The organism is Achromobacter sp. FW305-C-30-7, assembly GCF_058783105.1.
Genome location: NZ_JBYSYI010000002.1, coordinates 573,519 through 585,842, shown reverse-complemented (window position 1 = coordinate 585,842; position 12,324 = coordinate 573,519). Strand labels below are relative to the sequence as shown.

14 protein-coding genes are annotated in these 12,324 nt (G+C 66.1%); 10 read left to right on the top strand and 4 right to left on the bottom strand.

Features of this window, described 5'->3' with window-relative positions; all coding sequences use genetic code 11:
* The 3 genes from AC3WOB_RS09685 to AC3WOB_RS09675 are packed head-to-tail and all read left to right on the top strand — an operon-like array spanning position 1 to position 3,011.
* Positions 1-1,149: a M24 family metallopeptidase gene (locus tag AC3WOB_RS09685; RefSeq protein ID WP_013392171.1), complete on the top strand. Its 1,149-nt coding sequence runs from the start codon at positions 1-3 to the stop codon at positions 1,147-1,149.
* Positions 1,150-1,166: 17 nt separating this feature from the next.
* Entirely contained in the window at positions 1,167-2,012 is an 846-nt protein-coding gene (locus AC3WOB_RS09680) for a TauD/TfdA dioxygenase family protein (protein WP_492274828.1), read from the top strand.
* A gap of 9 nt (positions 2,013-2,021) precedes the next feature.
* Complete coding sequence (locus AC3WOB_RS09675; RefSeq protein ID WP_492274827.1) at positions 2,022-3,011, top strand: alpha/beta fold hydrolase; 990 nt, start codon at positions 2,022-2,024, stop codon at positions 3,009-3,011.
* 83 nt (positions 3,012-3,094) lie between these two features.
* On the opposite strand, the gene AC3WOB_RS09670 is transcribed toward AC3WOB_RS09675, so the two are convergent.
* Genes AC3WOB_RS09670 through msrB form a run of 4 tightly spaced genes read right to left on the bottom strand, consistent with a single transcriptional unit; the run spans position 3,095 to position 5,195 of the window.
* A complete protein-coding gene (locus tag AC3WOB_RS09670) occupies positions 3,095-3,871 on the bottom strand; it encodes a peptidylprolyl isomerase (protein ID WP_013392174.1) in 777 nt (258 codons plus the stop codon).
* 17 nt (positions 3,872-3,888) lie between these two features.
* Entirely contained in the window at positions 3,889-4,158 is a 270-nt protein-coding gene (locus tag AC3WOB_RS09665; protein ID WP_013392175.1) for a BolA family protein, read from the bottom strand.
* 59 nt (positions 4,159-4,217) lie between these two features.
* Positions 4,218-4,796 carry a septation protein A gene (locus AC3WOB_RS09660; protein WP_013392176.1) on the bottom strand — a complete coding sequence of 193 codons (579 nt, stop codon included), beginning with the start codon at positions 4,794-4,796 and terminating at the stop codon, positions 4,218-4,220.
* Positions 4,797-5,195 carry a peptide-methionine (R)-S-oxide reductase MsrB gene (gene msrB, locus AC3WOB_RS09655; protein ID WP_013392177.1) on the bottom strand — a complete coding sequence of 133 codons (399 nt, stop codon included), beginning with the start codon at positions 5,193-5,195 and terminating at the stop codon, positions 4,797-4,799.
* Between the two features lie 52 nt (positions 5,196-5,247).
* Here msrB and AC3WOB_RS09650 point away from each other — a divergent pair, with 52 nt between their 5' ends.
* From AC3WOB_RS09650 to AC3WOB_RS09620, 7 genes are all read left to right on the top strand, one after another.
* Positions 5,248-5,925, top strand: a complete 678-nt coding sequence (locus AC3WOB_RS09650) for an energy-coupling factor ABC transporter ATP-binding protein (RefSeq protein ID WP_013392178.1) — start codon at positions 5,248-5,250, stop codon at positions 5,923-5,925.
* The gene (locus AC3WOB_RS09645; RefSeq protein ID WP_492274826.1) at positions 5,922-6,518 is read left to right on the top strand and encodes an energy-coupling factor transporter transmembrane component T family protein; all 597 of its coding nucleotides are present in this window, start codon (positions 5,922-5,924) and stop codon (positions 6,516-6,518) included. Before AC3WOB_RS09650 ends, AC3WOB_RS09645 begins: the two co-directional genes overlap by 4 nt.
* A gap of 40 nt (positions 6,519-6,558) precedes the next feature.
* A complete protein-coding gene (locus tag AC3WOB_RS09640; protein ID WP_013392180.1) occupies positions 6,559-7,116 on the top strand; it encodes a biotin transporter BioY in 558 nt (185 codons plus the stop codon).
* A gap of 243 nt (positions 7,117-7,359) precedes the next feature.
* The gene (locus tag AC3WOB_RS09635) at positions 7,360-8,523 is read left to right on the top strand and encodes an ABC transporter substrate-binding protein (protein WP_013392181.1); all 1,164 of its coding nucleotides are present in this window, start codon (positions 7,360-7,362) and stop codon (positions 8,521-8,523) included.
* Between the two features lie 150 nt (positions 8,524-8,673).
* Complete coding sequence (locus AC3WOB_RS09630) at positions 8,674-9,711, top strand: branched-chain amino acid ABC transporter permease (protein ID WP_013392182.1); 1,038 nt, start codon at positions 8,674-8,676, stop codon at positions 9,709-9,711.
* Between the two features lie 5 nt (positions 9,712-9,716).
* The gene (locus AC3WOB_RS09625) at positions 9,717-11,552 is read left to right on the top strand and encodes a branched-chain amino acid ABC transporter ATP-binding protein/permease (protein ID WP_013392183.1); all 1,836 of its coding nucleotides are present in this window, start codon (positions 9,717-9,719) and stop codon (positions 11,550-11,552) included.
* A complete protein-coding gene (locus tag AC3WOB_RS09620; protein ID WP_013392184.1) occupies positions 11,552-12,304 on the top strand; it encodes an ABC transporter ATP-binding protein in 753 nt (250 codons plus the stop codon). The genes AC3WOB_RS09625 and AC3WOB_RS09620 overlap by 1 nt, the downstream gene beginning before the upstream one ends.
* Positions 12,305-12,324: the final 20 nt, after the last annotated feature.

Genomic DNA, 12,324 nt, shown 5'->3' with positions numbered 1-12,324 from the left:
ATGCAGTCCATCGATTTTCAGGCCCGCCGCAAGCGCGTCGCCCAGCACGCGCGCGAACTCGGCTTTGACGCCTACCTGGGCACCCGCCAGGGCGCGCTGCATTACCTGAGCGGCGCGTTCATGCCCTGGCGCGGCGCCGTGCTGGTCACCGCCGACGGGCATTGCGAGTTCATTTACTGGGCCATGGACGCCTCGCGCGTGCGAGCCGAAGGCCATCAGATGGAGATGTACGAGTTCGAGTTCTCGGACTTTCCGCAACTGATACGCCAGCGTCTGGAGCACCACGGGTTGACGCGGGGCAAGGTCGCGCTGGACCTGTCGCACCCGGGGGCGGCGCAGGTGGCGCCGGGCATGCTGACGGCCGCCGAATACTTCGACCTGACCAGCCATTTGCCCGACATCAAGTTCGAGAACGGCGTGGACGTGATCGACGACGTCATGCTGATCAAGGACGCGGCCGAGATCGAGCGCCTGCGCCATGCGGCGGAGGTGTCCGACTACGGTTTCGAGCAGGGCATGAATGCGGTGCGGGCCGGGGCGACCGAGAACGAGATCGCCGGCGAGATCGAGCGTGCAATCCGGCGGCGGGGCAGCACCTGGTCCTGGGCCGTGACGGGCGGCACCGAAGTCGGCGCGGGCGAGCGCACGGGCTTTCTACGGGGCGTCACCCAGCAGGCGACGGACCGCGCGATCCGGCCGAATGAATTCGTGATCCTGGACCTGCATCCGCTGCTGGATCTCTATATGGCGGATACCGCCTTGCCCGTGTTCCTGGGCAAGCCGGACCCGGCGCAGAGCAAGCTGATCGATTGTTGGGAAGAAACCGTACAGACCATGTTGGCGTCCCTGACGCCCGGTAGGCCGATAGCGGAGTGTGCCAGCCGTGGCATCGCCGTGTTCGAAAAGCATGGCTTGAGCGAGTTCGGCCTGCCCCTGTTCGGCCATGGCCTGGGCACCTGCGCGCGTACCCGGCCCTTCATCAACCTGCGCAGCCGCGACCTCGTCACGCCCGGCATGGTGGTGGCGCTGGGCACGCATCTGTACCGCCCGGGCCTGGGCGGCATGCGGCTGGAGTACCCGGTGCTGATCGGCGAGCACGGCGCGGAGCCGCTGGTGCGCACCGAGGCCCGCGTGCACCGTCTTCCCTGAACCTAGGCAGGAGCCTCATGATGAAAGCGATACCCCTGAGTCCGCTGATCGGCGCGGCCGTGCATGACGTGGATCTGGAAACGCTGGACGACGCGGCGTTCGAGGACGTGAACGCGCTGTTCCTGCGCCATCAGTTGCTGGTTTTCAAGAACCAGCGCCTGTCGCCCGAAGGCCAGTTGCGCTTCAGCCGCCGCCTGGGCGAGCTGGATATCCACGTGCTGGCCCAGTACAACCACGCTGAGTATCCCGAGATATTCGTGCTGTCCAACGAGGTCAAGAACGGCGTGCCGGCAGGCATCGCCGACGGCGGTTCGTACTGGCATTCGGATTTCGCCTTCCGCGAATGTCCGGCCAAGGCCACCATCCTCAATGCCCAACTGATACCGCCGGAAGGCGGCAACACCTTGTTCATCAATATGTACCGGGCCTACGAGGAGCTGGACGGCGCCGTCCAATCCCAGCTGGCGGGCCTGCAGGCAGTGCACCGCTACCGGCCCAAGAACACCAGGGCCGAGGAGGGCACCCAGGTGAAGATGGACGCCAGCCAACTGGCAGGCACGCCTGACGTGGAACACCCCATCGTGCGCACGCATCCGGAGACGGGTCGCAAGGCGCTGTATGTGCACCCTGGCATGACCGCCGAAGTATCCGGCTGGGGCGAGGCGGACAGCCAGGAACTGCTGGAACGCCTGTTCGCGCATTGCACGCAGGAGAAGTACCAGTACGCGCTGCAATGGGAACCGGGCGACGTGGTCATGTGGGACAACCGCTGCGTGATGCACAAGGCCACCACCCGCGAACTGCCAGCCAGCATGCGGCGCACGATCTACCGCACGACGGTCATGGGCGAGCGTCCCGTCTAGGAGCCGCCGGTGGCCGCAAACCAGCTCATCGATCATGCCGCTGGCGTGGCGCAGGTCGACTCCCTGCCGCTGGACAGTGGCGAGGCCTTGGCGCCAGCCCGGCTGGCCTGGGCCCGCTACGGCCCGCCGCCAGAGCGCGCGCGTGCCGTGGTGTTGCTGCTGCATGGCATATCGGGCAGCCAGCAGGCCTTGAGGACGGACGAGGGGGAGGTCTATCCCGATGCCGGCTGGGCCAGCCCCTGGTTGGGGCCGGGGGCGGCGCTGGACACGCGCGACACCTGCGTGCTGGCGCCCAACGCACTGGGATCGTGCTTTGGCAGCAGCGCGCCGACCGGCGCCGCGGCCAGCGCGTTTCCAGCCGTATCGATCGCCGATGGCGTGCGCCTGCAGGGGGAATGGCTGCGCGCGATCGGCGTCGAACGGCTGGATGCCGTGGTGGGCTATTCCTTTGGCGGTTACCAAGCTTTCCAGTGGGCGGTGGCCGCGCCGCTATCCGTCGGACGGGTCGTGGCGCTGGCCTCGGCGCCGCGCGGCGGCGGCAGCATGGCGGACGCGCAGCGCCTGCGGCGACTCGCTGCTGCGATTGACTCGGACGATGCGGATGCGTGGAACGAATGGGTCGAACTGCGCTGTGCGACCTTGCGCCGCTACGGCTATGCCCGGTGGCTGGCCGACGCTGGCGAGTCCGACGTTGAGCCGCGCTTGCGGGCCGAGGCTGGGGCCTGGGCGGCGAGCTTCTCGCCTTGGTCCATGGCGGCGCTCAGGACGTCGGCCTGCCGCTACGACGCGCGCGGCGCGCTGCTGGAGTCGGCCACACCCATGCGCTGGCTGCGTTGCGCGTCGGACGAGCTGTTCGCGCCGGATGATCCGGCCGCCCAGGCGCAGCTCCCGTATCCCGGCAATGTCGTTCAGGTGAGTGTGGCGGGGCGCTACGGTCACCTGTCACCGCTGCTGGAGGGGCCTCTCTGGAATGCCCATCTGAGGCAGGCGCTGGCCTAGCGGGCGGGGAGCCGGCCCGGCCCAGGAAATGCAGGCGAAAAAATGCCCGCTTGCGCGGGCATTTTTCATCTGTGCGGCAAGGCTTACTGGATCTTGGCCTTTTCGCGCAGTTCCTTCTGGTAGTCGGCCAGGGTTTGCTGGCGCAGCATTTCTTCCAGCTGCGGGCGCACCTGGTCGAGCGGCGGGAATTCCACCGGACGGGTGTCGTCGACCATGATGATGTGCCAGCCGAACTGGGTTTGCACCGGCTTGTCGACCAGTTCGCCCTTCTTCAGCTGCGTCACGGCTTGCGCGAACGGCTGGACGTAGTTGGTCGGGGGAGCCCAACCCAGGTCGCCACCCTTTTCGGCGCTGCCGGGGTCCTTGGAATTCTTCTTGGCCAAGTCGTTGAACTTGCTCTTGTTGCTCTTGATCTGGGCCAGCAGGTCGTTCGCCGTCTTCTCGTCTTCGACGAGGATGTGGCGGACCTTGTATTCCATCTTGCCGGCCTGTTCCTTCTTGATCTTCTCGTACTCAGCCGTGACCTTGGCGTCCGACACCGGGTGCTTGGCCAGGTAGTCGGCCATCAGGGCGCGGACCAGGATGCCTTGGCGGGCCAGCTCGACTTCGGTCTGGACGTCGGCCTGCTTGGCGATGCCGCTGGCTTCGGCGGCTTGCACGAAGATCTGGCGGTTGATCATTTCCTGCTTGACCTGTTCGCGCAGTTGCGGCGAATCGGTGGCGCCCTGGCTGACCAGCAGCTTGACGAATTGATCCAGGCTCTTTTGCGGAATGGCCTTGCCGTTGACGGTAGCCACGTTCTGAGCGAAAGCCGGCACGGCGATGACGCAGGCTGCAGCCAGCATGACGATGCGTTTCATGAATATCCTTTTACTTTCTATTTGGGAGCCTGGGCATCTAGCGCAAGCGCATGAATCGGATAGGGGATCAAATCTTGCAAATGATGATACACCAGCCTATGCCGCGCAACGGCCGAGAGCCCCGCAAAGCAAGGCGCTACGATGATCACGCGATAGTGGCCGGCGCCGTTTTTACTGCCTTCGTGGCCGGCATGCAAATGCGAGTCGTCCAGGATGTCCAGGCTGACGGGTTCCAGGACGGCTAGCCGCTCCCGGATCAGGGAAATGCGGTCGGTGGTGTCTGACATGGAGGTATAGGTTTAGTTCCGGCGCCGGCTAGGGGCGCCGGCCGGGGAATCGGGCCGCTTCAGGGCTGGCGCGGCGGGGTGTCGGAGGAGGGGGCCTGATCCTCCGTCTGGATGTGCTTGCCCAGCCAGATCGACTGGCCGATCACGAAGACCACCATCAGGCCCATCAGGCCGAAGGCCTTGAAGCTGACCCATTGAGACTCGGTGAAATGGCCGGAAAACGCCACGTACAGGTTGAGCGCGCCCGCAATCAGGAAGAAGCCGGCCCAGACCAGGTTCAGCCGCTCCCAGGCGGCGTCAGGCAGCTGGATCTGCTTTTCCATCAGGCGGCGGATCAGGTTGCGGCCGAACAGCAGGCGCGCAAACACCAGCGCGCCGCCGAATAGCCAATACAGCACCGTGGGCTTCCACTTGATGAAGACGTCGCTGTGCAGCCAGATCGTGGCCCCGCCGAATACCAGGATGACGGTCAGGTTGATCCAGTGCATGGCCTCGGTGGCGCGGCCCGTCGCCTTCAGCCAGACGATCTGCAGCACGGCCGCGGCCATGGCGACGCCCGTGGCGATGAAAATGTCCGTGTACCGATAGGCAATGAAGAACAGGAACAGCGGAAACAGGTCGAACAGGAACTTCTTCATTCAGTCTTCTATGGGTTCAAACGTCATCGACAGGGAATTGATGCAATAGCGCAGTCCGGTGGGCTCGGGGCCGTCGGGGAAGACGTGTCCCAGGTGCGAGTCGCAGACGTTGCACAGCACTTCGGTGCGGACCATGCCGTGGGTGGTGTCGCGTTCTTCGCGCACCAGTTCCGGATCCAGCGCCTGGAAATAGCTGGGCCAGCCGCAGCCGGCATCGAATTTGGTGTCGGAAGCGAACAGCGCCGTGCCACAGCCCACGCAGCGGTAGATGCCGTGGCTGAACGTATTCCAGTAGCGCCCGGTGAAGGCCCGTTCGGTACCCTTTTCACGGGTGACGACGTATTCTTCGGGGGAAAGCTGGGCACGCCATTCGGCGTCGGATTTTCGTACTTTGTCCATATGAGCTCTTGGAGTCCCGATGCCCGAAATGGTTCGGGCATAATCCCGCCCCATGTTAATCGAGTTTGACCAGGCGGTTGTTTCCACGCCCCAGGCGCAAGTGCTGAATGGGGTGAGCCTGACGCTGGCCGAACGCCGCATCGGCATCGTCGGTCCCAATGGCGCCGGCAAGAGCACGCTGGCGCGGCTGATCAACGGCTTGGTGCTGCCTTCCGCTGGCAGCGTCAGGGTGGGCGGGCTGGACACCCGCCGCGACCTGAAGGCTGTCCGTCGTCAGGTCGGTTTCGTATTCCAGAATCCCGAAAATCAGATTGTCTTCCCCATCGTCCGCGAGGACCTGGCGTTCGGCCTGAAGCATCTGGCCCCGGACCGGCAGCAACGCGAAGCCCGCATCGACGCCCAATTGGGCCACCTGGGCGTGGGCCATCTGGCGGACCGGACCAGCCACACGCTGTCCGGCGGCGAACGCCAACTGGTGGCGCTGGCCGCGGTGCTGGTGATGGAGCCGGCGCTGATCGTGTTCGACGAACCCACTACCCAGCTGGATCTGCGCAACCGTAATCGTGTGCGCGATGCCATTGCGGGCCTGCCCCATGACGCCATCGTCGTCAGCCACGATCTGGAGCTGCTGGAGGATTTCGACCGGGTCGTGGTGGTGCGCGACGGCAATATCGCGGCCGACGACAAGCCGGCCGCCGCGCTGCGCTGGTACCGGGAGCACTGCGCATGATGGAACCGCTGTACGTCGCGGGCGACTCCTTCCTGCACCGGCTGCCGGCGTGGCTGAAGCTGTTGGCCCTGATGGCGGCGGGCGCGGGCCTGTTCCTGTTGCGTGACCCGCGTTGGCTGGCGCCAGCCTTCCTGGCGGCGGCCGCGCTGGTCTGGTCCACGGGCGTGGCCGCAGCCACGGTCTGGCGCCAGGTAAAAGGATTGGCATGGGTGCTATTGGCCGTGGGCGCGTTCACCGCCTGGTTCCAGGGCGGGATGGAGGCGCTGGCCGTGCTGCTGCGCGTCGCTGCGATGGTCGGGCTGGCATTGGCTGTCACGCTCGCCACCCGCACGTCCGATCTGATCGCCGTCTGCGAAAAGGCGCTGATGCCGCTTGAACGCATGCGGCTGGTGGATGCCGGCAAGGTCGCGCTGGCCCTGGCGCTGGCCCTGCGTTTCGTGCCCGAGATCTGGCGCAATTTCCAGGAAATCCGCGAAGCGCAGGCGGCCCGCGGGCTGGGCGCCAGTCCGGTGGCGCTGATCGTGCCCCTGATCGTGCTGACGCTGAAAAGGGCGCAGGAAGTATCCGAAGCAATAGACGCGCGCAGCCACTGAGGGCTGCGCGCCCTGTTCCATCTCCCAAAGGGGAAAAACCGTGAAATCCAGTAATACCGTGCTGATTGCGCTGTTCGCGGCGCTGATCGTGGTCCTGAGTCTGATTCCGCCGATTCCGCTGCCGGCCATCCCGGTGCCGGTGACGCTGCAGACCCTGGGGGCCATGCTGGCGGGCGCGATGCTCGGACCCGTCCGCGGCGCGCTGGCCTGCCTGCTGTACCTGGCGCTGGCGGCGGTCGGGCTGCCCGTGCTGCCGGGCGGCCGGGGAGGGCTGGGCGCCTTCTTTGGGCCAACGGGCGGCTTCCTTGTCGGCTTGGTAGTGGGCGCCTTCGTGACGGGCTGGCTGGCGCGCAGCCTCGCGGGACGCGCCGTCGGCGGCTGGGCGAAGTTCGCCGGCTATGTGGTCGCATGCGTGGTCGGCGGCATCGCCGTGGTCTACGCCTGCGGCGTGCCATGGCTGGCCGCGGTGACGAAGATGGGCCTGGCCAAGGCGGCGATGGCGGTAGCCGTATTCCTGCCCGGCGACTTGGCCAAGGCCGTGGTCGCGGCCTGGGTAGCGTCGCGGGTTGAGCGCGTGTGGCCGATGTTGGGGCGCTGAGACGCGCGCCGCTTTCCAAGGGAATCCCCCAACTGACGGCTGGCGAACTTATCTAGTACAAGTTCGCCATTAACGAATGCGTTTGCTAAAACGTGTTTCGGGTAGCACATCAGGGAATTACCGGAGTTGCGCATCGTCATCTGATACTGTTTTAACCCTATAATATTTTTTTCTGTATAACTTTAACTAGGCTCGCCTTAGCCTCGACCGAGGCGCCCAAGAGCCACCACAGGAGACAAAAATATGCGCAAGCACTTCGGCTTGTCCGCGGCGGCTGCCGCCATTGCCCTGGCCCTGCCGCTACTGGCGAGCGCCCAGGTCAAGGTTGGCGTGACCGTGTCCAGCACCGGCCCCGCCGCGTCGCTGGGTATCCCCGAGCGCAACACCGTGGCCCTCCTGCCCAAGGAAGTGGCCGGCCAGAAGATCGAATGGATCGTCCTGGACGACGCTACCGACACGACGCAAGCCGTCAAGAACTCGCGCAAACTGGCCACCGACGACAAGGTCGACGTGCTGATCGGCACCTCGGTCACGCCGGGCTCATTGGCCATGGTCGACGTGGCCGCCGAAGCCAAGGTACCGATGATCAGCGTGGCCGCCAGCGCCAAGATCGTCGAGCCCGTGGACGACAAGCGCCGCTGGGTCTTCAAGACACCGCAGAACGACGCGCTGATGGCCGGCGCCCTGGCTGACGCCATGGCCAAGTCCAAGGTCAAGACCCTGGGCTTCATCGGCTTTGCCGACGCCTACGGCGACGGCTGGCTGGACGTGATGCAAAAGGCCGCCAAGGCCAAGGGCATCGAAATCGTCGCCATCGAGAAGTACAGCCGCACCGACACCAGCGTGACGGGCCAGGTGCTCAAGCTGGTCGGCGCCAAGCCCGACGCCATCCTGATCGCCGGCGCCGGCACCCCCTCGGCCCTGCCGCAGAAGGAACTGAAGGCCCGCAACTACGGCGGCACCATCTACCAGACCCACGGCGCTGCCAACAACGACGTGCTGCGCGTTTGCGGCAAGGACTGCGACGGCATGCTGCTGCCCGCCGGCCCGCTGCTGGTCGCGGCTCAGTTGCCGGACAGCAACCAGGTCAAGAAATCGGCCCTCGCCTATGTGGAAGCCTACGAAAAGGCCAACGGCGCCGGTTCCACCAACACGTTCGGCGGCCACATGTGGGACGCCGGCCAGTTGGTCGTGGCCGCACTGCCGGTGGCGTTGAAGTCGGGCGCCAAGCCCGGCACGCCGGAGTTCCGCGCCGCCATGCGCGACGCCCTGGAAGGCGTGAAGGACCTGGCCGCCTCGCAAGGCGTGTTCAACATGTCGCCGACGGACCACGCCGGCTTTGACGAGCGCTCGCGCGTGATGGTCAAGGTGGAAGGCGGCAAGTGGGTCTACCAGCCCGGCCTGTAATCCCCAGGATCGCCCGATCCAAGGGTGCATAAAGCGCGGCGGCGCCCGCCGCGCGGCACCCCAGCAATGCTTCGCACCGGCCTTTCCGGCCGGTGTGTCGTATCAGTGTCCCGGGTGCGGCCGGAACACCAGAATAAATAAGGTTGTTAGATGGATTCCACAATTGCGCTGATCCTGCTGCAAGACGGTGTCGTCAACGGCGCCATCTATGCCCTCCTGGGCATGGCTCTGGTGCTGGTATTCGCCGTTACGCGCGTCATTTTCATTCCCCAGGGCGAGTTCGTGGCGTTCGGCGCCCTGACCCTGGCCATGCTGGTGGACGGCAAAGTGCCGGGCACCGCCTATCTCCTGCCGCTGTTGGGCGTCGTCTGCCTGGCGCTCGAGCTGCTGCGCGCGCTGCGCACCCGCAGCGCGGCCGCCTTGCCCAAGGCCATCGCCACCTGTGTGGTCCTGCCGCTGGCGCTGCTGTGGCTGACCGTGACCTACACCGCGCCCGGCAATTCGCTGTGGCTGAACATGCTGCTGACGCTGCTGCTGGTGATCCCGATGGGTCCGATGGTCTATCGCATCGTCTACCAGCCGCTGGCCGAAGCCACCGTGCTGGTCTTGCTGATCGTTTCCGTGGCCGTGCACTTCGCGCTCACCGGCCTGGCGCTGGTGTTCTTTGGCGCCGAAGGCTGGCGCACTCCCGCCTTCGTCAGCGGTCAGATCGACCTGGGCTTCATGACCTGGTCGGCGCAAAGCCTGTTCGTGGTGGCGACCTGCGCCATCCTGATCATCGGCCTGTGGCTGTTCTTCGGCAAGACGCTGTATGGCCGCGCCCTGCGCGCAACCGCGGTCAACCGCCGCGGCGCCCGCCTGGTCGGCATCAGCACCACCATGTCCGGCAGCCTGACCTTCACGCTGGCGGTTGCCATCGGCGCCATGTCCGGCATGCTGATCGCGCCCATCACCACGGTGTATTACGACACCGGCTTCCTGATCGGCCTGAAGGGCTTCGTCGGCGCCATCATCGGCGGTCTGGCCAGCTACCCCGTGGCCGCCGCGGGCTCGCTGCTGGTGGGCGTGCTGGAATCCTTCTCGTCCTTCTGGGCCAGCGCCTATAAGGAAGTGATTGTCTTCACCCTGATTATCCCGGTTCTGGTGTGGCGTTCGTTCAGCACCCATCACGTGGACGAAGAGGAATAAACGTCATGAACCGCATTTTGCTCGTCCTCTTTCTCGTCGTCCTGGCGGGCCTGCCGCTGGTGTCGGCCACGCCCGAATTCTGGGTGACGCAACTCAACTACATCGGGCTGGCCAGCCTGGTGGTGCTGGGACTGGTGCTCCTGACCGGCGTGGGCGGCCTGACCTCGTTCGGCCAGGCCGCGTTCGTGGGCCTGGGCGCCTACACCACCGCCTTCCTGACCACGCAATACGATGTCTCGCCCTGGCTGGCGCTGCCGGCCGGGCTGGTCCTGACGGCCGTCGTGGCCTATCTGCTGGGCGCCATCACCCTGCGCCTGTCGGGCCACTACCTGCCGCTGGGCACCATCGCCTGGGGCCTGTCGCTGTACTTCCTGTTCGGCAACATCGACTGGCTGGGCAAGCATGACGGCATCGCTGGCATCGAGCCCATCAGCATCTTCGGCATGTCGCTGGCCAGCGGCCGCCACATCTATTACCTGATCTGGGTGTTCGTGCTGCTGGCGCTGTGGGCGACCCGCAACCTGCTGAACTCGCGTCCCGGGCGCGCCATCCGCGCGCTCAAGAGCGGCGCCGGCATGGCCGAATCCATGGGCGTGAACACCGCTGCCTACAAGGTCGTGATCTTCGTCTGGGCGGCATTGCTGGCCTGCGTGTCCGGCTGGCTCTATGCGCACATGCAGCGCGCCGTCAGCCCCAGCCCGTTCGGCATCAACTACGGCATCGAATACCTGTTCATGGCGGTGGTCGGTGGCGCCGGCTACGTCTGGGGCGCCTTGCTGGGCTCCAGCGTCATCCTGGTGCTGAAGGACCAGTTGCAGAACCTGTTGCCCAAGCTGCTCGATACCAACGCCAACTTCGAGATGATCGTCTTCGGCGTGCTGCTGATCCTGATGCTGCAATACGCCCGCAACGGCCTGTGGCCGATCCTGGCGGGCTGGTGGGGCAGCATCACCGGCGCCGACGGATCGCGCCGGAACCTGGCGCCGCCCGCGCCGGCGCCGGCCCTGCCGACGCGCGCGCGTCCGCAAGCGGGCCAGGTGGTGCTCGAAGTGGATGCCATCCGCAAGGAGTTCGGCGGCCTGGTCGCGGTCAACGACATTTCCTTCAAGGTCGCCTCCGGCGAAATCATGGGCCTGATCGGCCCGAACGGCGCTGGCAAGAGCACGACCTTCAACCTGATCAGCGGCGTGCTGCCGGTGACGCGCGGCAAGGTCACCTTCATGGGCCAGCGCATCGACAGCCGTTCGGCGCGCGAGATTGCCAAGCTGGGCGTGGGCCGCACCTTCCAGCACGTGCAACTGCTGCCCGGCATGACGGTGCTGGAGAACGTGGCGCTGGGCGCGCACCTGCGCTCGGACGTCGGCGTGCTGGCGGGCGCTTTGCATTCGGATCGCGCCCGCGAGGCGCAGCTGTTGCACGAAGCCGCGGAGCAGATCAAGCGCGTCGGCCTGGGCGAGTACCTGTACGAGCAGGCGGGCAACCTGGCGCTGGGCCAGCAACGCATCCTGGAAATCGCGCGCGCCCTGGCCTCCGACCCGGTATTGCTGCTGCTGGACGAACCCGCCGCCGGCCTGCGCTACAAGGAAAAGCAGGACCTGGCGCGCGTGCTGGAACAGTTGCGAGCCGAGGGCATGAGCATTCTGCTCGTCGAACACGATATGGATTTTGTGATGCGTCTGACCAACCACCTCGTGGTGATGGATTTCGGCACCAAGCTGGCTGAAGGCGTGCCGGCCGACGTGCAAAAGAACCCGGCGGTGCTGGAAGCCTACCTGGGCGGCATCGATGACGACCTGCCCGAAGCGGACCAGGCCAAACCCGTGTCGGCAGGAGGCGTGTGATGAGCGCTCCCGTACTCGAAGTCACCAACCTGTCCGCCCGCTACGGTAAGGTGGGCGCGCTGGTGGGCGCCTCGCTCACCGTGCCCGCTGGCAGCATCGTTACCGTGATCGGCGCCAACGGCGCCGGCAAATCCACCATGCTGAACGCCATGATGGGTGCGCTGCCGCAGACCGGCCACGCGGCCGGCACCGTGCAGTACGCCGGCACCGACGTGTCGGGCTGGCAGGTCGAACGCCGCGTCGCGGCTGGCATGTCGCTGGTGCCCGAGCGCCGCGAACTGTTCGGCACCATGTCGGTGGAAGACAACCTGCTGCTGGGCGGCTTCCGCCGCTACCGCGCCCGCGAAAGCGGCTGGCGCGACACGCTGAACGAGGTGTTCGACCTGTTTCCGCGGCTGCGCGAGCGCCGTGCGCAGCAGGCCGGCACCCTGTCGGGCGGCGAACGCCAGATGCTGGCGGTCGGCCGCGCGCTGATGGCCAAGCCCAACCTGCTGATGCTCGACGAGCCCAGCCTGGGCCTGGCGCCGCGCATCGTGCGCGAGATCTTCCACATCATCGCGCGCCTGCGCGAGACCGGCGTGGCGATTCTGCTGGTCGAACAAAATGCACGCGCGGCGCTGCAAGTGGCCGACTACGGCTACGTGCTGGAAACCGGCGAAGTCATCCTGCACGGTCCGGCGCGCGAACTGGCCGGCGACCCCAAGGTCATCGAAAGCTATCTGGGCCTGGGCAAGGGCGGCGAGCAAGGCTGATCGACCTCGTGTGCACGAAG

Excerpts from the sequence above, each read along its gene's own strand:
- AC3WOB_RS09685 (WP_013392171.1), top strand. The coding sequence starts at position 1 with ATGCAGTCCATCGATTTTCAGGCCCGCCGCAAGCGCGTCGCCCAGCAC.
- AC3WOB_RS09680 (WP_492274828.1), top strand. The coding sequence starts at position 1,167 with ATGATGAAAGCGATACCCCTGAGTCCGCTGATCGGCGCGGCCGTGCAT.
- AC3WOB_RS09670 (WP_013392174.1), bottom strand. The coding sequence starts at position 3,871 with ATGAAACGCATCGTCATGCTGGCTGCAGCCTGCGTCATCGCCGTGCCG.
- AC3WOB_RS09665 (WP_013392175.1), bottom strand. The coding sequence starts at position 4,158 with ATGTCAGACACCACCGACCGCATTTCCCTGATCCGGGAGCGGCTAGCC.
- AC3WOB_RS09660 (WP_013392176.1), bottom strand. The coding sequence starts at position 4,796 with ATGAAGAAGTTCCTGTTCGACCTGTTTCCGCTGTTCCTGTTCTTCATT.
- msrB (WP_013392177.1), bottom strand. The coding sequence starts at position 5,195 with ATGGACAAAGTACGAAAATCCGACGCCGAATGGCGTGCCCAGCTTTCC.
- AC3WOB_RS09650 (WP_013392178.1), top strand. The coding sequence starts at position 5,248 with ATGTTAATCGAGTTTGACCAGGCGGTTGTTTCCACGCCCCAGGCGCAA.
- AC3WOB_RS09645 (WP_492274826.1), top strand. The coding sequence starts at position 5,922 with ATGATGGAACCGCTGTACGTCGCGGGCGACTCCTTCCTGCACCGGCTG.
- AC3WOB_RS09635 (WP_013392181.1), top strand. The coding sequence starts at position 7,360 with ATGCGCAAGCACTTCGGCTTGTCCGCGGCGGCTGCCGCCATTGCCCTG.
- AC3WOB_RS09630 (WP_013392182.1), top strand. The coding sequence starts at position 8,674 with ATGGATTCCACAATTGCGCTGATCCTGCTGCAAGACGGTGTCGTCAAC.
- AC3WOB_RS09625 (WP_013392183.1), top strand. The coding sequence starts at position 9,717 with ATGAACCGCATTTTGCTCGTCCTCTTTCTCGTCGTCCTGGCGGGCCTG.
- AC3WOB_RS09620 (WP_013392184.1), top strand. The coding sequence starts at position 11,552 with ATGAGCGCTCCCGTACTCGAAGTCACCAACCTGTCCGCCCGCTACGGT.